Here is a 20348-nt window from a genome sequence, read left to right as displayed (position 1 = left end):
CTTGCGACACAGCGGGCGGGGCTCCGTGAGGATCAGCGGATCGCGGCGAACACCTGGCGAAGCAGGCCCAGAGCCTGGGGAATCTTCCAGGCCGCGCGGTCCCGCGGCCCGACCGCGTTCGAGATCGTCCGGATCTCGCCGAACGCCGCACCGGGCCAGAGCTTCGCGGCCGTGCCGACCCCGAAGCCCTCCATCCCCTCGGCGACCGCGTCCGGGAACCGCTTCAGCAGGCCCTCGGAGCTCGCCCCGGTGACGGTCGACACCGTCAGGACGGGCCCCCCGACGGCCTCCGGCAGCGCCATCCGCAGCGACCGCAGCAGCTGCGAGTCCGCGTCGATCCGCGAGGACCCGAACCCCAGCTCGTCCACGCTCAGGAACCCGTCCGGCCCCTCGGCCCCGAGATCGGCCGCGATCGACTCGGTCGCGACGACCAGCCCGCCGATCTCGACCCGCCCGGCGAACCCGCCGGCGATCCCGGCCGAGAGCACCAGGTCGAACGCCGGGCCCATGAACGCGGCCGTGGTCAGGTAGTGCGAGGCGACCGCCGCCGACGCCGCCGGGCCCACTCCGCCCGCGACCACGACGACCGGCGAGCCGTCCTCCAGGGCCTCGGAGCCCTGCGACCCCAGCCCGAGCCCGCCGAGCACGGCCTCCCGCTCGGCCTCGACCGCCGTGACGACCAACGCCCTCGAATACCCCAGCAACGCCCTCATCGCCCGTCGTCCTCCAGCCGGGCCGTCGGGTCCGTCCCCGATGGCCGATACAGCGTGTACCCCGGTGGTGCGAGCGGCGAACCGTCCTCCACGTCCACCACCGGCATCTTCCTCGTCTCGGTCGCGGCCGGTGCGGGGCCCGGGGCCGTCGGGTTCTCGCGCCGTTTGCCGAACCCGAACCGCCGCCTCTCCCCGTCGTCGTCCTTCGCGGTCGCCGGGCGCGGCACCGTGGTCGCCTCGGAGGCCGGCGCGGCCGGCGCGGCAGGAGCAGCAGGAGCCGGGACCGTCGGCGCCTCCGCGGCGTCGGGCACGTCCGGCGGCGCACCGCGCAGCCGCTCCTTGCGCAGGGCCACGGCGGCCCACGCCGCCCGCACCCCGCCCAGCGCCACGAACGCCGCGGCCACGAACAGCCCCCACGCACCGCCGAACGGGATGAGCCCGATCGCCCCGCCGATCACCCACGCGATCATGAGCAGCGTCTCGGAGTGCGCGAACGCGCTGGCCCGCACGTTCTCGTCGACGCGCTCCTGGATCGAGGCGTCCACGGCGAGCTTGGCCAGGCCGCTGGCGACCGCCGTGAACAGGCACAGCAGCGCGACCGTGCCGAGCGAGTGGCGGTTGGCGGCGAGGACGGCCACGAAGGCGGTGAGCAGAATCCCGATGGCCTGCAGCAGCACGGGCCGGTGGATGCGCAGCCGGGTGCCGATCGCGGTGGCGAGGAACGAGCCCACACCCAGCGCCCCCGCCACTACGACGACCGCCACCTGCTGCGAGAGCTGCCAGGCCAACAGCTTGACCGGGAGCGTGCCCTCCTTGATGGCGAAGGCGAGATAGAGCGTCAGGAAGCCGTAGAGCCCGCGCAGCGTGGCGCTGCCGACCAGCGCCGCGACGACCACGCGCCCGCTGAGCACCTTGACCCCGCGCCCGGCCGGCCGCAGGACCCTGGGCATCGTCTCGGGCGGGTCGGAGTCGGCGCGGGGCGGCAGGCGCAGCGCGGTGACCATGCCGTAGATGAAGACCAGGATCGACACCCGCAGCGGCCACTGCGGCCCGAACTGCCCGGCGAGGAGCCCGATCGGCAGCGCGATGGCGCCGGCGAACGTGCCGAAGACCGAGGCCCGGGCGCCCGCCTCCGACAGCCCGAGCCCCGGCGGCAGGACCCGGGGCACGGCGGCGCTGCGGGCCACGCCGTAGGCGCGGGACAGCACGAGCATGCCGAACGCGGCCGGGTAGAGCAGCCAGCTCGTCAGGTGGTCGGCCAGCATGAAGGCGAGAAAGGCGCGGCCCAGCATGGTGACCGCGAGTGCGTATCGGCGGCCGTGGCGGAACCGGTCGAGCACCGGCCCGACGACCGGGGCGAGCAGCGCGAACGGCAGCATCGTGACCAGGAGATAGAGCGCGACGCGGCCCCGGGCCTCGCCCGCCGGCACCGAGAAGAAGACCGTGCCGGCCAGGCCCAGCGCGACCAGGGTGTCGCCGGCGCAGGAGGCCGCGTGCAGGTCGAGCAGGCGCAGCATGCCGGTCTCGCCGCCGGCCCCGCGCTCACGCACGCGCAGCAGGTTGCGTCCGAGGTATCGACCCGCGCGTGTGGTCCCGACCGTCGCGACCCGTGCCGCGCGCACGGTGGTCACCACGCTCTGGGCCACTCCCCGAATCACCGACATGCCACCATCCTGAACCATGGGTACGACAGTTTCGGGGCGCGCCGGGGCCGCCGTGCTCACCGGGCGTGGCGATGAGGAAGAATAGAGGTGTGACTGCCTCGACTGCGCCCACGCGAGGAAGCGGCCGTGCCGCCAAGCCCGACCAGGTCCTGACGGATGCGGTCGAGGTCGCACGGCAGGGGCTCGACGTCGTCGACCCCGACCACATCGGCGCCCATCTGGGCGTTGTCGCAGAAGGCGAACGCCTGGTCACGCACTTCTTCGAGTGCGGCCTGCCCGGATACCGGGGCTGGCGCTGGGCCGTCACCGTCACCCGCATCCCGCGCAGCAAGCAGGTCACGATCTGCGAGTCGACGGTGCTGCCCGGCCCCGACGCGCTCCGCGCGCCCGAGTGGGTGCCGTGGCAGGAGCGCCTCCAGCCCGGCGACCTGGGCGTCGGCGACCTGCTGCCGACCCCGGCCGACGACCCGCGCCTGCAGCCCGGCTACGTGGAGTCCGACGACCCCGCGGTCGAGGAGGTCAACTGGGAGCTCGGCCTCGGCCGGGCCCGGGTGATGTCCCGCGACGGTCGCCTCGACGCGGCCCAGCGGTGGTATGACGGCGACCGCGGCCCCAACGCGCCCATCTCGGTCGCGGCCCCGGCCGCGGCCCGGTGCGGCTCGTGCGGCTTCTACCTGCAGCTCGCGGGCTCGCTGCGGCCGGCGTTCGGGGTGTGCGGCAACGAGTACGCGCCGGACGACGCCCAGGTGGTCTCGGCCGACCACGGCTGCGGCGCGCACTCCGAGGTGCTCGTCGAGCAGGCCCAGCCGGTCGACGAGCTGCCGACGGTCTTCGACGACAGCGAGGTCGAGGCGGTCGCGGTGAGCCGAGCCCCGGGTTCGGTCGACGGCGACGAACCGGCCGAGCCCTATGGACACGGCTGAGTTCGGTTACGCGGAGCGAGCGTCGCGGCTGCGCGGCGCGGTCGTCTGGCGCCACCGCGCGCGCGAGGGCGGCGCGAAGCGCATCCTGCCCGACGGCTGCATGGACGTCATCCACAGTCCGGGCGGGTTGATCGTCGCCGGACCGGACACCGTGGCCCACCTGGCCGGCGTCCCGGCCGGGTCGCGCTCGGCGGCGGTGCGGTTCGCGCCCGGCCAGGGCCCGGCGGTCCTCGGGGTCGCCGCGCACGAGGTGCGTGACCAGCGGGTGCCGCTCGACGCCCTCTGGCCCTCCGCCCGGGTGCGGCGCCTGACCGAGCGGCTCGACGAGGCGTCCGACCCCGGTGCCGTGCTCGAGTCCGAGCTGCTCGCCGCGGACCGTGCGCCCGACCCGCTGGCTCCGCGGCTGCTGGACCGCCTGCGCGCCGGGTGGTCGGTGGCCGGGATCGCGGCGGACGTCGGGCTCAGCGAGCGGCAGCTGCATCGGCGGGGGCTGCAGTTGTACGGGTACGGCCTCAAGACGCTCGCCCGCATCCTGCGCCTCGGGGCCGCGATGGAGCTGGCGCGGGGCGGGGTGGCGTTCGCCACGGTCGCCGTGAGCAGCGGTTATGCCGACCAGGCCCATCTCGCACGCGACGTCAAGGCGCTCGCCGGGGTGACGATGCAAGAGCTGGTGCATGGCTCGGGTCCGCGTCAGTAACCAACCGTTGCTCCCGCCAGGAATCCCGGCCTTCGCAGTGGCAGGAGCGGCGCTCGCCCCCGGCGTCCAGAGCGCGCTCAGAGCCGGGCGTACAAGTCGACGCCGACGCCGTCCGGATCGTGCACCACGGCGTACCGCATTCCCCAGAACGCGTCCCAGGGCTCCTTGTGCCCCGCGTATCCGGCCGCGAGGAGTTCGGCGTACACCTTGTCGACCTCGGCCGGCGACTCGCACTCGAACGCGAGCCCCATGCGGTTCCCGCCGACCGGGGTCGTCCATTCGGGGTCGAACGAACGGATGGTTTCGACGGTGTCCCAGGTCAGTTTGACCCCACCGTCGAGCACGTGCTCCACGTGCGGGCTGGCGTCCTCGGCCGGGGGCACGTCGAGCCCGAGCCGGCGGTAGAAGGCGAGCGAGCGCGGCATGTCGGCCACGACCAGGCCGAATACGTTCAGTCTCATGGCCTCAAGCTAGGGCGCGGCGGAGGTGTCCGTCTTGAAGGAATCGGACGCGCCCGCGGCCGCCCGGCGCCGCCGCCGGTTCCGGTCGTGCACGACCATCGTGAGCAGGCCCGGGATGCCCCACAGCGCGCCGGCGACGGCGATGCCGAGCCAGTTGCCGTGGCCGTGCGCGGCCAGGTCGTCGCGGAACACCAGCATGATCAGCGCGGCGACGATCCACAGCCCGATGCCGGCGACGGCGAAGGGCACCATCGGCGGGTCGAGCGGCTTGGGCGGCGTGGTCACGCGCACACGGTACCCGTCCGGGTCCCCTCCGCGCAGGACCACCGGTGATCGAGCGCACAGGTCGTTAGCCAGGCTCATTAGGTAAGCTAACTATTGTGATGGTTCGCGTGCCCAGACTCGCCGCCGCCCAGCTCGCGGCGGCCCTTCGGGACAGCATCACCCGCCTCAACCGCCGACTGCGACAGGCCCGCCCCATGGGCGACCTCACGATCACGCAGCTGTCGGCCCTCACGAGCCTGGAGCTCGCCGGCGCGCTGACGCCCCGGGAGCTGGCCGAGCACGAGCGGGTGCAGCCGCCCACCCTCACCAAGATCGTGGCGAAGCTGGAGGAACGCGGTCTCGTCCAGCGCTCGCCGCACCCGACCGACGGGCGGCAGGTCATCCTCGCCGCCAGCGAGTCGGGGCGCGCCGTCGTGGCCGAACACCGCCGCACCCGCGACGAGTGGCTCGCCAAGCAGCTCATGGCCCTCACCCCGGAGGAGCGCGAGGTGCTCACCAAGGCCGCCGAGATATTGGGGAGGATCGGGCGCAGCGCATGACAGGGACCACGTTCGGCTCACTGCAGGTCCGCAACTACCGTCTGTTCACCATCGGCCAGCTCGTCAAGCTTCTCGGCACCTGGATGCTGTTCACCGCGCAGGACTGGCTCGTCCTGCAGCTGTCCGACAACTCGGCATCCGCGCTCGGCGTCGTCACCGCCCTGCAGTTCATGCCGGTGCTCCTCCTCACCCTCTACGGCGGCCAGCTCGCCGACCGCTTCGACAAGCGGCGCCTGCTGCTGTTCGCCAACGCCGGGTCCGCCATCGTCGCCACCCTGCTCGGCGTGCTCGTCGTGACCGGGATCGTGAACCTGTGGTGGGTGTTCGTCACCGCCGCGCTGTTCGGGGCGATCAGCGCGATCGAGACCCCGGTGCGCCAGTCCTTCGTCTCCGAGCTGGTCGGCAAGGACCTGCTGCCCAACGCGCTGTCGCTGTCGTCGGCGACGTTCAACACCGCCCGCATCGTCGGGCCGGCCGCCGCCGGGCTGATCATCGCGACCCTGCACGACAAGACCGGCCCGATCTTCCTGCTCACCGCGGTGCTGTGCACGGCCCCGCTGATCTCGCTGGCCCGGATGAGCCCCGCGGAGCTGTTCCGCATCGAGCGCGACGCGCTGGCCGCGAGCGAGGCGCGGACGATCGACGGGCTGCGGTACGTCCGGCAGCGTCCCGACCTGAGCCTCGCCATCCTGCTCGTGTTCCTCGTGAGCCTCTTCGGGTTCAACTTCCAGCTGACCCTGGCCGTGCTCGCGCGGGTCGAGTTCCACGTCGACGCGAAGTACTTCGGGCTGCTCTCGACCGCGATGGCCATCGGCGCCCTCTCCGGCGCGCTGGCCAGCTCCCGGCGCCGGAGCCGCCCGTCGGTCTACCGCGTGCTCGCCGCGGCCATCCTCTTCGCCGGCTTCGAGTCGCTGGTCGGCCTCGCCCCGACCTTCGTGATCGCGGTGGCCCTGCTCCTGCCGACCGGCTTCTTCATGATCTACTTCGCCCAGGCCGCGAACCAGCGAGTCCAGCTCGGCGTGGACGCCGCCTTCCGGGGCCGGGTGATGGCGCTGTACGTGCTCGTCTTCCTCGGCACCACCCCGATCGGCTCGCTCATCATCGGCTGGTGCGCGGAGCACTACGGCCCGCGGTCCGGGCTCTGGGCGGGCGGCCTGATCTCGCTCGTCGCGGCGGTGATCCTGGGGGTGCTGCAGCTGCGGCGGACTCACGGCCGCATCCACGTGGCCTGGCGGCCGCGCCCGAGCGTGCACGTCCACGAGCGCGCCACCGGCGTGCCGGCGGTTCGTCCCGCCGTGCGCTAGATCGGGCCTCGGGTCCGTTTCACCGTGGGCCGTTCGCTCCATCGGGACGCGCGGCCTGCGATCCGGAACGCGCACCTAGTCACGGCGTTGGCGCCATTCGCCCCGGCGGGTCGTTCGCTCGCGCCGGGACGTCTGGTTGCGAGCCCGAACGCGCACCTGGTCACGGCGTTGGCGCCATTCGCCCCGGCGGGTCGTTCGCTCGCGCCGGGACGTCTGGTTGCGAGCCCGAACGCGCACTTGGTCACGGCGCTGGCACCGGCACGATGCGGCTGCGACGGTTTTTGTCGTACCCATATGGTTGAGTCACGGTCATGGAGCGATCGCGACTGCTGCAGTGCCTGGCCGCCGATTACATGCGCCTGCGCGAGGTGGCCGGGGCCGGGCTGACCGCCAAGGTCCCCACCTGTCTCCCCTGGACGGTGGGGGACCTCGTGCGCCACGTCGGCCAGGTATACCTGCACAAGGCCGAGCTCATGCGAACCGGTGACTGGCCGACGCCCTGGCCGCCGGAAGACATCCTGAGCGAGCCCCCGATCGCCCTGCTCGACCGAGCCTACGGCGCGCTGACCCACGAGTTCTCTCGCCGCCACGACGCCGACGCCATGCCGACCTTCTACACACCCGACCAGACGGTGAAGTTCTGGATCCGCCGCATGGCCCTCGAAACGGTCATTCATCGCCTGGACGGCGAATTCGCCCACAAGGTCATCGACCCGGCCCCCATCGCCGACGACCTGGCCGCCGAGGGCGTGGCCGAGGTCCTCGAGATCTTCGTCGGCTACGCCTCGGACGCCTGGCCGGAGGAGTTCGCGAAGGTCATCGAGCAGGCCAAGGGCCACGCGGTGGAGGTGCGCATGCTCGCCTCCTCGCCCGCGACCTCCGGCGACCCGGCGACACCCGCCACGCCGGCCGCCGCCTCCGATCCCGCCCCGGTCCCCGCCCGCTCCTGGCTGGTGCGAGTGACCGACGGCCGCGCCTCGGTGACCCCGCTGGACGGCTCCCCGCTCGACCCGCCGCCGGCCGCGACGGTAACGGCCTCTCCGGTCCCTCTGCTGCGATGGCTTTGGGCACGCGAATCAACCCCAACGACCGATGCGCATTCCCCGATCGAGGTGAAGGGTGACGAGGAGGCCATCGCAGAACTCCGATCCCTGCTGCGGGCCGGCACACAGTAACCCGCCGTCCCGGCGCACCCCGCGACCCAGGCACGAGGCCGGGTAGGCGACGACGAGGGGGCGCCGCCAACCCGGCCTCACCAGCCACTTCCCGGCCGCACCCACACCCGCCGGCGGCGCCCACTTCGCGCGGCGCCCACGCCCGCCCGGGCGCGCCGCCCACTTCGCGCCCGCCTCCCGCTCCCGCGCCAGCCACCCGCTCCCGCCCGCGCGTGGGCGCCCTTTTCGCATGGCGCCGTTCGCGCCGGCGCGCGGCGCCGCCTTCCGCCCGCCGCTTCCGCCCGCCGCCACCCGCCCGGGCGCCCACCTCCGCCCGTGTTCGTCGCCCATTTCGCGCCCGTCACCCGCTCCCGCGCCAGCCACCCGCTGCCGTCCGCGCGTGGGCGCCCGTTTCACGTGGCCCCGTTCGCGCCCGCGCGCGGCGCCGCCTCCCGGCTCCCGCCCGCCGCCTCCCGTCCGGGCGCCCACCTCCGCCCGTGTTCGTCGCCCATTTCGCGCCCGTCACCCGCTCCCGCGCCAGCCACCCGCTGCCGTCCGCGCGTGGGCGCCCGTTTCACATGGCGCCGCTCGCGCCCGCGCGCGGCGCCGCCTCCCGCGCGCCGCGTCCCGCCCGGGTGCCCACCTCCGCCGTGCGCGTCGCTTATTTCGCGCCCGTTGCCCGCTCCCCGATCGCGCTTGGGCGCCTATTTCGCGCGCGGCGCCCGCTTCCGCCTGCGCATGGCACCGGATCGCGCCCGCGCGCGGCGCCGCCTCCCGCCCGCCGCCTCCCGCCCGGGCGCCCACCTCTGCCCGTGTGCGTTGCCCATTTCGCGCCCGTCGCCCGCTTCGGCCTGCGCGGCCGCCCGCTCGCGCCCGCCCGCGACGCCGGCCTCGGTGCGGGTGAACACTCTCCTGCCCGTGTGCGTCGCCCATTTCGCGCCCGTCACGCGCTTCGGCCTGCGCATGGCGCCCGCGCTCGGCGTCGGCCTCGGTGCGGGCGAGCACTCCTGCCCGTGTGCGTCGCCCATTTTCGCGCCCGCCGCCCGCTACCGACCGCGCTTGGGCACCCATTTCGCGCGTGGCGCCTGCTTCGGTCGGCGCGTGGCGCCCGCTCCCAATCGCGGCGTGCACCTCGCCCGGCGGCCGCCCGTGGGCGGAGCGCACGGCCACGCGCGCACTTCGCCTGGGGGCAACACTTGCGGCATAGCTGCCCTTTTTCGTCGGCGTCTTGTCCGAGCCCGACAACGAGTGCTCGCGCCGGCCGTCCGACCGGGCCGGGCGCGCGGAAACCTCGGCGCTGCCAGTCCAGGCCCGCAGCGCAGCGCCACGGTCGCTGATTCCGCTCGACGCTCGCGGGGCCACTCGTCCCCGGCCGGGACCAGCTCGGCCACCCGTCGCAAAACGGCGCGCGGGCCACCTCGATCGCTCGTGCCGCACGCGCTCACAGCGTCGCGGTGCATCTTCCGCAAACCCGCACAATCCGGTATTGATCGGCCGAAGGTTGACCCGGCCGAAGTCCTGGAATCGGTGGCGATCGTTGTCGTGTGAGCTTAGTCTCATCTCGTGGGCGTGCTGCACGGCCTGCTCGTGGCCGTAGTCATCGGGCTGATCGCCGTTGCTCCGTGTCTCATCTGCGCGCTCCTCATGTCGGCCGACGAAGTGCTCGCCCGCGGCTGGGAGCTGACCCGACGCCTCCTGCCCAAGCGCCTTCGGCAGCGTCTCGACGAGCGTGCCCGGCGGCGGTACGAGGCTCGGTCAGGCCGGCGCTGGAAGGAGTCGCGGACCGAGCGGGGAGAACGGGCGGAGCGGTCGCAGGTCGGCGGCTGGCGGCTCAACCGGGTCGGCCGCGGTGCCGGTGACGCCGCGCGCGGCCGGGGCGAGTGGGCCGCCGGGCCGCCGATCGAGCAGGTGGCCGGCGATCTGCGGCGGCTCAATCGGCTCCGCGAGAGCGTGGCCATGCGGTCGAGGGTGTGGTTCGTGGCGGTGCAGGAGGCGTACGACGAAGGACTGCGCGTCGCCTGCGCCCAGCTCGGTGTCGAGGAGCACCTCGGCGAGCTTGGCGGCATCGATCTCGAGGTCGAGCGGCTCCGGGTCGAGGGGGAGTTGCAGCGGGCCGGGCTCGTGTTGCGCAATGCGAGTGCGCAGTCGCGCTGAACCGGCCGTTCGCGCGGGCCACTGCAAGCGCGGCTCGCGCGGCGGCATCTCACCGTCGCGCTGAGATTGGTCGTCCTAGTGGAAACGGAGTGCGTTGAGGGTCTTCATGGCGGTCTACCCGCCGGCTGAGGTGCGCGAGCACTTCAAGCGCGTGGTCGACGGGCTCGCGGTGGCCCGGCCCCGGGAGCGGTCCGTCCGGCTCGCCGCGCCCGAGCGTTGGCATCTCACCGTCGCGTTCATCGGGGACGTCGACGACGAGGTCGCCGCCACCGAGGCGCTGGAAGAGCTCGCCTCCGTCCCGGCGCCCGTCGTACGGATCGCGGGGGGCCGGACGCTCGGGCGCGGACAGTTCAAGCATCTCGTCGCCGAGCTCGAGACCGAGGACGACGGGGTGGGGCTGCGGCGGCTCGGAGCCGCGGTGCGCAAGGCGCTGCGGCGGCACCGGCTGCCGTTCGACCGGCGGGGCTGGCAGCCGCACGTGACGATCGCTCGGCCCGGGAACCTCGTCGGGGACGAGGAGCTCGCGGTGGATCTCGAGGTGCTCGCCGCGTACCGGGGGCCGGCGTGGCGGCTGGACGAGGTACGGCTGATGCGGAGCCATCTCGGGCCACAACCCGAATATGACGTGCTCGCGGCCGTCCACCTGCAATAAAACAGAAGCGGCCGTCCACCTGCAACAGGAGAACCTGCGACAAGCGGACGGCCGCGGTAAAGCCGCGAGTTACCAGGCCCAGGCCTCGGGGCCGGGGCCGCCCTTGCCGACCGGCGGGAAGAGCTCGTCCAGGCGGTCGAGCGTCGACTGCTCCAGCTTCAGCTCCAGCGTGCCGAGCGTGCTGTCCAGCTGCTCCTGGGTGCGCGGGCCGATGATCGGGGCCGTCACGCCGTCCTGGGCCAGCAGCCACGCCAGGGCCAGGTTGGCCGGGTCGGCGCCCAGGTCCGCGGCCAGCTTCTCGAACTGCTCGATCGCCGGCCGGTGCTTCTCCAGGTCCTCGGCCGCGCGGCCCTCGCCGCTGCGGCCCGCCGAGCCCGCGGCCAGCTTGGCCAGGGCGCCGCTGAGCAGGCCGCCGTGCAGCGGGGACCACGGGATGACGCCGAGGCCGTACTGGCGGGCGGCCGGCAGCACCTCGAGCTCGACCGTGCGGGCCATGAGGTTGTAGATGCACTGCTCGGCGACGAGGCCCAGGAAGTGGCGGGACTTCGCGGACTCCTGCGCGGCCGCGATGTGCCAGCCGGCGAAGTTGGACGACCCGACGTACAACACCTTGCCCTGCGCGACGAGCACCTCCATGGCCTGCCAGATCTCCTCCCAGGGCGTGCTGCGGGAGATGTGGTGCATCTGGTACAGGTCGATGTAGTCGGTCCGCAGGCGCCGCAGGGAGGCGTTGGCCTCGGCGATGATGTGGCGCGCGGAGAGGCCCTGGCCGTTCGGCCACTCCTGCATCTTGCCGTAGACCTTGGTGGCCAGCACGACCTTCTCGCGCCGGCCGCCGCCCTGGGCGAACCAGTTGCCGATGATCGTCTCGGTGATGCCCTCGCCGATCTTCCAGCCGTACACGTTGGCGGTGTCGAAGAAGTTGATGCCGTGCTCCAGCGCGCGGTCCATGATCGCGAAGCTGTCCGGCTCGGTGGTCTTCGGGCCGAAGTTCATGGTGCCCAGGCAGAGGCGGCTGACGGACAGGCCGGTCCGGCCCAGGTTGGTGTACTCCATGCACACCAACCTATCGCGGCGCGCCGCGCGGCTCAGGAAGTCTCGCGGGCCGCCGGGGCGCCGCCGAAGAGCACGTCGTCCCAGCTGGGCAGACGCTTGCGGGGCTTCTCCGTCGTCGCCGAGGGCTGCTCCACCGGGCCGGCCGCCGAGGCCGTGTTCCGCCGCGGGCGCAGGACGGCCAGCGAGGGAACCGCCGGCACCTCCTTGCTCTGGTCGGTGTCCTCGTCGAACGGCGAGCGGCCGATGAGCGCGGCCGCGCCGCGGGCCCGGTTGTCGTGCTTGGCCGGCGGCGTCACGACCGGCGCCGCCTCCTCGCCCGGCTGCGAGCCGAGCGGGCGGTCCAGCGAGGCCAGCAGCGCGTCGCGCCCGGCGCGGATCGGGTCGTTGCCCAGCCCGCGGCCGCCGGGGCGGCGCTCGGGCGCGGCCGGCCGGATCGGCTCGTGGCCGCCGCTGCGCACGGCGTCGGGGCGCAGCCCGAGGTCGCCGCGGCTGGTCTCGCCGCGGCTGGGCAGCGCGCGCTCGGGCGCGGGCGGCTCCTGGCCGAGGACGCCGGGGCCGCGCTCGGTGCACAGGTACTGCGCCATGTCGTCGTGCGGCGCGACCAGCTGCCGGGCCTTGTCGAGCTCCCACACGGCCTGGGCGGTCGCCTTGCCGCTCGGCCACGTCGCGGTGATCCGCCACGTGCCGTCCTCGCGGCGGTAGGCGTCCCAGGAGATCTTCTCGGTGTCGATCCCGTGCTGCCCGAGCCGCGTGTCGACGACCTCGGCCAGGGACGAGCCCCGGTCCGACGTCTTCAGCCGCGTGCGCCGGGCGTGCTGGGCGAGCATGGCGCGCTCCTGCAGCACTGGGCCCGCGTAGCGCAGGACCCGGTCCACGGGCACGCCGGCGACCCGCGCGACCTCCTCGGCCGACTCGCCGGAGCGGATGCGGGCCTGGATGTCGCGGGGCGCGAGCTGGGACGAGCCGGTCTCGGGGGCGCTGGCCGGATGGTGGCCGTGGTCCGCGCGCAGGGCACCCTGGACACGCTCATCGATGGGCAGCGCCAGCAGCCGCCCTACCTCGTCGGCAAGGACGAACGCCTGGCCGTCCTCCGAGAGGGCGACGAATCGCACAGGCCGCATCGCGTGCCTCCGTCCCACCCGCTTCAGGCGCCATCGGCCGGCGCCTGCTGGTCACAGTACGGCAACCCTAGCTGGAAAGACGTCCGCCGCGCCGAGAGAAACCCCAAAGCCAGCAGATCAGAGCCGTTCGATCACGTAGTCGATGCACACGGTCAGCGCCTCGACGTCCGCCGGGTCGACGCCCGGGAACATCGCGATGCGCAACTGGTTGCGGCCCAGCTTGCGGTACGGCTCGGTGTCCACGATCCCGTTCGCCCGCAGCGCCTTCGAGATGGCCGCCGCGTCGATCGAGTCGGCGAAGTCGATGGTCCCGACCACGTTGGAGCGCACCGTCGGGTCGGCGACGAACGGGGTCGCCACGCTGGAGCGCTCGGCCCAGCCGTACAGCAGCGACGCCGACTCCTCGCTGCGCTTGGCCGCGAAGGAGAGCCCGCCGCCGGCCAGCATCCAGTCGACCTGCTCGGCGGCGATGAAGATGGTGGCCAGGGCCGGGGTGTTGTAGGTCTGCTCGAGGCGCGAGTTGTCGATCGCCGTCTGCAGGTCGAGGAAGTCGGGGATGTAGCGGCCGGACTCCTTGATCTGCGCGGCCCGCGCGATGGCGGCCGGCGACATGAGCGCGATCCACAGGCCGCCGTCGGAGCCGAAGCCCTTCTGCGGCGCGAAGTAGTACACGTCGGTCTGGCTGACGTCCACGTCGAGCCCGCCGGCGCCCGAGGTCGCGTCGGTCAGGTGCAAAGCGCCCGCATCGGTACCGTGCAGCCGCTGGACCGGCACCGCGACGCCGGTCGAGGTCTCGTTGTGGGGCGAGCAGTACGCGTCCACGCCCTCCTCCGCGCGCAGGAACGCGCCGGTGCCCGGGTCCGCCTTGATCACGGTGGGCTCGCCGAGGAACGGGGCCTTCTCGGCGGCCGAGGCGAACTTGGCGCCGAACTCGCCGAAGCTGGCGAACTGGGCCCGGTCGCGGATCAGGCCGAAGGTCGCGACATCCCAGAACGCGGTGCTGCCGCCGTTGCCGAGCACCACCTCGTAGCCCTCGGGCAGGCTGAACAGCTCCGCGAGGCCGCGCCGCAGCCGGGCGACCTGGTCGCGGACCGGCTTCTGGCGGTGGCTCGTCCCCATCCACGTCGAGGCGACGCCGGCGAGCGCCTGCACGGCCTCGGGCCGCACCTTGCTCGGGCCGGCGCCGAAGCGCCCGTCCTTGGGCTTGATCTCGTCGGGAATGCGGATTTCGGCCATGGAAAGACTCCCGGGATGCGGCGGCAGCGGGTACCTGGCGGATCCTGCCACTTTTCCGCCGCACCCCCGAGAAAGATAACGAGCGTCACACCGTTTACACGCCGTGCGGGATGCGGTCCCAGCCCTCGACGTCCTGCGGCTTGCGCGGCGCCGGGCCGACGTACTTCGCCGACGGGCGCACCAGCCGGCCCAGGTCCTTCTGCTCGAGGATGTGCGCGCTCCACCCGGCCACGCGGGCGCAGGTGAACATCGAGGTGAACATGTGCGCGGGCACCTCGGCGAAGTCGAGCACGACGGCCGACCAGAACTCCACGTTCGTGGCGAGCACCCGGTCGGGCCGGCGGCTGTGCAGCTCCTCGAGCGCGGCCTTCTCCAGGGCCTCGGCGACCTCGAAGCGCGGCGCGCTGAGCTCCTTGGCGGTGCGGCGCAGCACGCGGGCGCGGGGGTCCTCGGCGCGGTACACCCGGTGGCCGAAGCCCATCAGGCGCTCGCCGCGGTCGAGGACGCTCTTGACGTATCCCTCGGCGTCCCCGGAGCGCTCGACCGCCTCGATCATGCCGAGCACCCGCGACGGCGCGCCGCCGTGCAGCGGGCCGGACAGGGCGCCGATCCCGGAGGAGATGCACGCGGCCGCGTCGGCGCCGGTGGAGGCGACCACGCGGGCGGTGAACGTGGAGGCGTTCATGCCGTGCTCGGCGGCCGAGATGAAGTAGGCGTCGACGGCCTTGACGTGCCGCGGGTCGGGCTCGCCGCGCCAGCGGCGCATGAACCGCTCGACGACGGTCTCGGCCTTGTCGATCTCCTTCTGCGGCACGGCCGGCAGCCCGAGGCCGCGGGCGGCCTGCGCGACGAACGACAGCGCGGTCACGCTGACCCGGGCGAGGTCCTCGCGGGCCTGCGGGGTCTCGATGTCGAGCAGCTGGCCGAGGCCCCAGTAGGGCGCCAGCATGGCGACCGCGGACTGCACGTCGACCCGGATGTCGCCGGAGTGCACGGGCACCGGGAACGGCTCGGCGGGCGGCAGGCCCGGGCCGAACTTCCCGTCGACGAGCAATGCCCAAACGTTGCCGAAGGACACCTGGCCGATGAGATCCTCGATGTCGACCCCGCGATAGCGCAGGGCGCCGCCTTCCTTGTCGGGCTCCGCAATTTCGGATTCGAAGGCGATCACGCCCTCGAGTCCCGGCTTGAAATCGGACATGACTCACTCCTGCGTGAAATCGGGGTGTCAACTCCCAGCCATCTTCGCCCCGGAAGGCGGCCGCTGCCGACTGAACGGTGACTCAGATGTGTCCTACGTGACACATCTTCACGCAAATTCGATCGCCGGAGGAAGGATGTGAGCGTGAGCCCCAGCACATCACCGCAAGATTTGTCGCGCATGCGCACCGAGTACTCCGGCGAGCTGGATGAGGAAACGCTCGCCGCGACGTGGTTCGACCAGTTCGCCACCTGGTTCGCCGACGCCGTCGAGGCCGGGCTTCCGGAGCCCAACGCGATGCTCCTGGCCACCGCCTCCGCCGAGGGCCGGCCGTCCGCGCGCACGGTGTTGCTCAAGGGGTACGACCGGCGCGGATTCACGTTTTTCACGAACTACGAATCGCACAAGGGGCACGATCTCACCGGGAACCCGCGGGCCACGCTCGTCTTTCCGTGGTACCACCTCCACCGCCAGGTCATCGTGAGCGGGACGGTGGCGAAGGTGCCGCGCGAGGAGACCGAGGAGTACTTCGCGGTGCGCCCGCGCGGCGCCCAGCTCGGCGCCTGGGCGAGCCCGCAGTCGACGGTCATCGGGGCCCGGGCGGACCTCGAGCGCTGGCTGGCGGCGGCCGAGGAGCGCTTCGGCGACGGGCCGATCGAGGCGCCGCCGCACTGGGGCGGGTTCCGGGTCGCGCCGGACGAGGTCGAGTTCTGGCAGGGCCGGGGCAGCCGGCTGCACGACCGGCTGCGCTTCGTCATCGCGGACGGTGCCACCAAGGTCGAGCGGCTCGCGCCGTGACCGCGGTCGAGGACGAGCAGCAGCAGGGGGAGTCGCGGGGCTGGCTGCGGCGGCACGCGATCGACGTCCGGCCGCTGCGCCACGGGCCGTACCGCCGCATCTTCGTCGGCAACGCGGTCAGCTTCTTCGGCGTGCAGTTCACCGCGGTCGCGGTGCCGGTGCAGGTCTACGCCATCACGAAGTCCGCGCTCTGGGTCGGCGTGGCCAGCTTCGTCGGCCTCGTCCCGCTCATCGTGTTCTCGATCTGGGGCGGCGCCATCGCCGACGCGTACGACCGCCGCAAGGTGCTGCTGGTCAGCTCCGTGCTGATGTGGCTCACGACGCTCGGGCTGCTCGCCCAGGCCGTGCTGCACCTGGACAACGCGTGGCTGATGCTCGGGCTCATCGCCGCCCAGTCGGCCGCGTTCGGCATCAACAGCCCGGTGCGCCAGGCCATCATCCCGTCGCTGGTCGGCCCGGAGGAGGTGGCCTCGGCCAATACGCTGGGCTTCACCGTGTCCAACGTGGCCGCGATCGGCGGGCCGGTCGGGGCCGGGGTCGTCATCGCCGCGTTCGACTTCTCCGCCGCCTACGCCGTCGACGCCGTGCTGTTCACCGTCGTGCTGTGGGCCACCCTGCGCCTGCCCGCCCTGCCGCCGACCGGCGAGAAGAAGTCGGCCGGTCTGCGGGACATCGGAGTCGGGCTGCGCTTCCTCGCGGGGCACCGGCTGATCCTGCTCACCTTCGCCATCGACATCGCGGCGATGGTGCTGGCCATGCCCAAGGCGTTGTTCCCGGTCGTCGCCGACGAGCGCTTCGGCGAATCCTCGCTGGGCTGGCTCTACTCCTCCATCGCCATCGGCGCCGTGCTGGCCGGGCTCACCTCCGGGTGGATCAACCGGGTGCACCGCCGCGGCATCGCGCTCGTCGGCGCCGTGGTCGGCTGGGGGCTCGCGGTCGCGGCCGCCGGCGCGGTTCCGTGGCTGTGGGCGTGTGTAGCTTTCATGGCGCTGGCCGGTGCGGCGGACATGATCAGCGGGGTGTACCGCCAGAGCGTGCTCCTCAGTGCGCCCGACGCGATGCGTGGCCGGCTGCAGGGTGTCTTCTTCGCCGTGGTCGCCGGAGGTCCACGTCTGGGTGACCTTCGGGCCGGCTCGGTGGCCGACGTGGCGGGCGCGACATTCTCGTGGGTCGCCGGCGGAATCGCCGCCGCCGTGGTGGCTGTGCTGCTCGCAGCGGCCTTCCCGGTGCTCCTCCGCTACACCGACACGTCTTCGTGACGATATTGTCACGCTTATGGAAACCGCCGCCGCCGCGCAGCTGCAGCACGCCCCTTCGGGTACACAGTGGACGATCCGCTCCGGGGGCCATGAGGCCGTCATCGTCGAGGTGGGCGGTGGCGTACGCACCTTCACCTCGAACGGGCGCGAGGTCGTCTCCGGCTACGAGGAGCACGAGCGCGCCGTCGGCTGCGCCGGGCAGGTGCTGGCCCCCTGGCCGAACCGGATCCGCGACGGGCAGTTCGCCTTCGAGGGTGAGCAGCAGCAGCTGCCGCTGACCGAGCCGGAGCGGCACAACGCCATCCACGGCCTGGTGAACTGGGTCCGCTGGGCCGCCGTGGACGTGGCCGAGGACCGCATCACCGTCGAGCACGACCTGGTGCCCCAGCCCGGCTACGGATGGCCCCTGCGGCTGCGGACCACCTGGTCGGTCGGTGAGGGCGGGCTGCGCGCCGAGCACGAGGTCACCAACACCGGCGACCGGGCGGCCCCGTTCGGGCTCGCCACGCACCCGTACGTCCTCGTCCCGGGCGTGCCCGTGGACGAGCTGACCCTCCGCGTGCCGGCTCGCAGCCGCCTGCTCGTCGACGTGCGGCTGCTGCCGGTCGGCGGGGCCCGGGTGGCGGGCACCGAGTACGACTTCGTGGACGGCCGCCGGCTCGGCGCCACGGTGCTCGACACGGCCTTCGGCGACGTGGACGCGGCGGCCGACGGCGGCTCGCAGGTCGACGTCACCGCGCCCGACGGCCGGGGCGTGACCGTCTGGGCCGACGCCGCCTTCTCGTGGTGGCAGGTGTACTCCTCCGACACGCTGCCCGCCGACCGGCTGCGCAAGGCGCTGGCGATCGAGCCCATGACCTGCCCGCCCGACGCGTTCCGCTCCGGCCGCGACGTCGTCGTGCTGGAGCCGGGTTCGACCTGGCGTGGGAGCTGGGGGATCCGCGCGATCTAGGCTTCAGGCATGGAGCTCTCCGAGGTGATCCGCCGGCGGCGGATGGTGCGCAACTACGACCCCGACCGTCCGGTGCCGGCGGAGATCGTCGAGCGGCTGCTGGGGTATGCGGTGCACGCCCCGTCCGCGGGCTTCTCCCAGGGCTGGGAGTTCCTGCTGCTCGACACCCGCGCGGACGTCGAGCGGTTCTGGACCGCCACCACGCCCGAGGAGCACCCGCCGACGGGCTGGATGGAGGGCATGACCAAGGCGCCCGTCATCGTTGTGCCGCTGAGCCACCGGGACGCCTACCTCGACCGCTACGCCCAGCCGGACAAGGGCTGGACGGACCGTGACGAGGCCCGGTGGCCGGTGCCGTACTGGCACATCGACACCGGGATGGCGAGCCTGCTGGTGCTGCTCGGCGCGGTGGACGAGGGGCTGGGCTCGTGCTTCTTCGGCATCACGCCGGATCGGATCCCGCAGTTCCGGGCCGAGTTCGGCGTCCCGGAGGCGTATACGCCGATCGGGGCCATGACGCTCGGGTACCGCGCGCCCGACACGCGCTCGGCGTCGCTCAAGCGCGGCCGGCGGGAGTCACCGAGTGTTACGCACCGCGGGAATTGGGGTAACCGGGCAGGCTCGTGACGCGGTTTCTGTCGCACCCAGTCGGTACCCTGGCACGGTCAGGGGGGTGACGCGTTCATGATCTTCAAGGCGGTCCGTGAGGGTCGGCCGTATCCGGAGCATGGGCTGACACTGAAGCAATGGTCCGAGATCCCGCCGCGCCCGGTGCGGCTTGACCAGCTCATCACCACCAAGCGGGAGCTGGCGCTCGACCACCTGCTCGCCGAGGACTCGACGTTCTACGGCGACCTGTTCCCGCACGTGGTGCAGTGGGAGGGCGCCCTCTACCTGGAGGACGGCCTGCACCGGGCGCTGCGGGCCGCTCTGCAGCAGAGGACCTCGATCCACGCACGGGTTCTGCAGGCTTAGTGCATATTCTGGGGGGCGTGACGACGACGGCGCGCCCCCTCGACCTGCTCGACATCGACGGATTGCATTCCGAGGAAGAGCTGGCGATCCGGGCACTCGTGCGCCGGGTCGTCGACGATCACGTCCGGCCCAGCGTCGCCGAGTGGTACGAGCGCGGCGAGGTGCCCGTCCGCGAGCTGGCCAAGGAGCTGGCCGGGGTGGGGCTGCTCGGCATGCACCTCGAGGGCTACGGGTGCGCCGGGGCGAGCGCCGTGGCCTATGGGCTCGCGTGCCTGGAGCTCGAGGCCGGCGACTCGGGCGTGCGCAGCCTCGTGTCGGTGCAGGGGTCGCTGGCGATGTTCGCGATCTGGAAGTACGGGTCCGAGGAGCAGAAGTCCGAGTGGCTGCCCCGGATGGCGGCCGGCGACGCGATCGGGTGCTTCGGGCTGACCGAGCCCGACCACGGCTCCGACCCGGCCGCGATGACCACCCGGGCCCGGCGCGACGGCGACGACTGGGTGCTCAGCGGCGGCAAGATGTGGATCACCAACGCCCCCGTCGCGGACGTGGCCGTCGTGTGGGCGCGCACCGACGACGGGGTGTGTGGCTTCGCGGTACCGACGGACACCCCGGGATTCAGCGCGCGGGTCGTGCACCACAAGCTCTCGCTGCGGGCCTCCTGCACCGGGCAGATCTTCCTCGACGAGGTCCGGCTGCCCGCCTCGGCCCAGTTGCCCCTCGCGCGCGGGCTGAAGGCGCCGCTGTCCTGCCTGACCGAGGCGCGCTACGGCATCGTGTGGGGCGCGCTCGGGGCCGCGCGGGACAGCCTGCACACCGCGCTGGACTACGCCGGCGCCCGGGAGCAGTTCGGCCGGCCGATCGCCGGGTTCCAGCTGACCCAGGCCAAGTTCGCGGATGCGGCGGTGGAGCTGCAGAAGGGGTACCTGCTCGCCCTGCACCTCGGCCGGCTCGCCGACGCCGGGCGGCTGCGGCCCGAGCAGGTCAGCGTGGGCAAGCTGAACAACGTGCGGGAGGCGCTCGGGATCGCCCGCCAGTGCCGCACGATCCTGGGCGCCAACGGCATCAGCGCGGAGTACCCGATCATGCGCCACGCCGCGAATCTGGAGACGGTGCTCACGTACGAGGGAACCTCGGAGATCCATCAGCTGGTCATCGGGCAGCGCCTCACCGGGCTCGCCGCGTTCGCCTGAGATCGATTCGCGGC

21 protein-coding genes are annotated in these 20348 nt (G+C 73.0%); 13 read left to right on the top strand and 8 right to left on the bottom strand.

All coding sequences use genetic code 11. The features are described from left to right. Positions 1-32 precede the first annotated feature (32 nt). On the bottom strand, positions 33-713 hold the full coding sequence (locus ACQP2P_RS43685; protein WP_433611237.1) for a futalosine hydrolase: 681 nt from the start codon (positions 711-713) through the stop codon (positions 33-35). Beyond that, positions 710-2377, bottom strand: coding sequence for an MFS transporter (locus ACQP2P_RS43680; protein WP_433611235.1), 1668 nt, complete (start codon positions 2375-2377; stop codon positions 710-712). Before ACQP2P_RS43680 ends, ACQP2P_RS43685 begins: the two co-directional genes overlap by 4 nt. Positions 2378-2448: 71 nt before the next feature. On the opposite strand from ACQP2P_RS43680, the gene ACQP2P_RS43675 reads away from it, so the two are divergent. Both ACQP2P_RS43675 and ACQP2P_RS43670 read left to right on the top strand, forming a co-directional pair. Continuing rightward, positions 2449-3300, top strand: a complete 852-nt coding sequence (locus ACQP2P_RS43675) for a DUF3027 domain-containing protein (protein WP_433611234.1) — start codon at positions 2449-2451, stop codon at positions 3298-3300. Further along, positions 3287-3997: a helix-turn-helix domain-containing protein gene (locus tag ACQP2P_RS43670; protein ID WP_433611232.1), complete on the top strand. Its 711-nt coding sequence runs from the start codon at positions 3287-3289 to the stop codon at positions 3995-3997. Before ACQP2P_RS43675 ends, ACQP2P_RS43670 begins: the two co-directional genes overlap by 14 nt. Positions 3998-4074: 77 nt before the next feature. Here ACQP2P_RS43670 and ACQP2P_RS43665 read toward each other — a convergent pair whose 3' ends face one another. Both ACQP2P_RS43665 and ACQP2P_RS43660 read right to left on the bottom strand, forming a co-directional pair. Beyond that, positions 4075-4458 carry a VOC family protein gene (locus ACQP2P_RS43665; protein ID WP_433611230.1) on the bottom strand — a complete coding sequence of 128 codons (384 nt, stop codon included), beginning with the start codon at positions 4456-4458 and terminating at the stop codon, positions 4075-4077. Positions 4459-4467: 9 nt separating this feature from the next. Beyond that, positions 4468-4710: a DUF2530 domain-containing protein gene (locus tag ACQP2P_RS43660; protein WP_433619523.1), complete on the bottom strand. Its 243-nt coding sequence runs from the start codon at positions 4708-4710 to the stop codon at positions 4468-4470. A 140-nt stretch (positions 4711-4850) separates the two neighbouring features. On the opposite strand from ACQP2P_RS43660, the gene ACQP2P_RS43655 reads away from it, so the two are divergent. From ACQP2P_RS43655 to thpR, 5 genes are all read left to right on the top strand, one after another. Continuing rightward, on the top strand, positions 4851-5282 hold the full coding sequence (locus tag ACQP2P_RS43655; RefSeq protein ID WP_350619045.1) for a MarR family winged helix-turn-helix transcriptional regulator: 432 nt from the start codon (positions 4851-4853) through the stop codon (positions 5280-5282). Next, positions 5279-6586, top strand: coding sequence for an MFS transporter (locus ACQP2P_RS43650; RefSeq protein ID WP_433611228.1), 1308 nt, complete (start codon positions 5279-5281; stop codon positions 6584-6586). The genes ACQP2P_RS43655 and ACQP2P_RS43650 overlap by 4 nt, the downstream gene beginning before the upstream one ends. Positions 6587-6897: 311 nt before the next feature. Further along, a complete protein-coding gene (locus ACQP2P_RS43645) occupies positions 6898-7761 on the top strand; it encodes a maleylpyruvate isomerase N-terminal domain-containing protein (protein WP_433611226.1) in 864 nt (287 codons plus the stop codon). 1548 nt (positions 7762-9309) lie between these two features. Next, on the top strand, positions 9310-9894 hold the full coding sequence (locus ACQP2P_RS43640) for a hypothetical protein (protein WP_433611224.1): 585 nt from the start codon (positions 9310-9312) through the stop codon (positions 9892-9894). Between the two features lie 94 nt (positions 9895-9988). Continuing rightward, a complete protein-coding gene (gene thpR, locus ACQP2P_RS43635) occupies positions 9989-10546 on the top strand; it encodes an RNA 2',3'-cyclic phosphodiesterase (protein ID WP_433611222.1) in 558 nt (185 codons plus the stop codon). A gap of 69 nt (positions 10547-10615) precedes the next feature. Here the strand turns inward: thpR and ACQP2P_RS43630 are convergent, their stop codons facing one another. From ACQP2P_RS43630 to ACQP2P_RS43615, 4 genes are all read right to left on the bottom strand, one after another. Beyond that, on the bottom strand, positions 10616-11602 hold the full coding sequence (locus tag ACQP2P_RS43630) for an aldo/keto reductase (RefSeq protein ID WP_433611220.1): 987 nt from the start codon (positions 11600-11602) through the stop codon (positions 10616-10618). A gap of 32 nt (positions 11603-11634) precedes the next feature. Next, the gene (sepH, locus tag ACQP2P_RS43625; RefSeq protein ID WP_433611218.1) at positions 11635-12723 is read right to left on the bottom strand and encodes a septation protein SepH; all 1089 of its coding nucleotides are present in this window, start codon (positions 12721-12723) and stop codon (positions 11635-11637) included. 117 nt (positions 12724-12840) lie between these two features. Next, positions 12841-13959 (bottom strand): phosphoserine transaminase, encoded by a 1119-nt coding sequence (serC, locus tag ACQP2P_RS43620; RefSeq protein WP_433611216.1) that lies wholly within the window; start codon positions 13957-13959, stop codon positions 12841-12843. 94 nt (positions 13960-14053) lie between these two features. Beyond that, positions 14054-15160, bottom strand: a complete 1107-nt coding sequence (locus tag ACQP2P_RS43615) for a citrate synthase 2 (protein ID WP_433081062.1) — start codon at positions 15158-15160, stop codon at positions 14054-14056. Positions 15161-15298: 138 nt separating this feature from the next. Here ACQP2P_RS43615 and pdxH point away from each other — a divergent pair, with 138 nt between their 5' ends. Genes pdxH through ACQP2P_RS43585 form a run of 6 tightly spaced genes read left to right on the top strand, consistent with a single transcriptional unit; the run spans position 15299 to position 20334 of the window. Next, on the top strand, positions 15299-15958 hold the full coding sequence (gene pdxH, locus ACQP2P_RS43610; RefSeq protein ID WP_433611214.1) for a pyridoxamine 5'-phosphate oxidase: 660 nt from the start codon (positions 15299-15301) through the stop codon (positions 15956-15958). After that, complete coding sequence (locus ACQP2P_RS43605) at positions 15955-17217, top strand: MFS transporter (protein WP_433611212.1); 1263 nt, start codon at positions 15955-15957, stop codon at positions 17215-17217. The genes pdxH and ACQP2P_RS43605 overlap by 4 nt, the downstream gene beginning before the upstream one ends. 16 nt (positions 17218-17233) lie before the next feature. Further along, positions 17234-18169 carry an aldose 1-epimerase family protein gene (locus ACQP2P_RS43600; protein WP_433611210.1) on the top strand — a complete coding sequence of 312 codons (936 nt, stop codon included), beginning with the start codon at positions 17234-17236 and terminating at the stop codon, positions 18167-18169. A 9-nt stretch (positions 18170-18178) separates the two neighbouring features. Continuing rightward, entirely contained in the window at positions 18179-18796 is a 618-nt protein-coding gene (locus ACQP2P_RS43595; protein WP_433611208.1) for a nitroreductase family protein, read from the top strand. Between the two features lie 57 nt (positions 18797-18853). Then, entirely contained in the window at positions 18854-19144 is a 291-nt protein-coding gene (locus tag ACQP2P_RS43590; RefSeq protein WP_350619071.1) for a type II toxin-antitoxin system VapB family antitoxin, read from the top strand. A 17-nt stretch (positions 19145-19161) separates the two neighbouring features. Further along, positions 19162-20334 (top strand): acyl-CoA dehydrogenase family protein, encoded by a 1173-nt coding sequence (locus tag ACQP2P_RS43585; protein ID WP_433611205.1) that lies wholly within the window; start codon positions 19162-19164, stop codon positions 20332-20334. Positions 20335-20348: the final 14 nt, after the last annotated feature.

The organism is Dactylosporangium sp. CA-139114 (genome assembly GCF_050955725.1).
Classification (GTDB): Bacteria; Actinomycetota; Actinomycetes; order Mycobacteriales; family Micromonosporaceae; genus Dactylosporangium.
The sequence above is the reverse complement of the archived record's forward strand: the minus strand, read 5'-3'. Positions and strand labels throughout refer to the sequence as shown.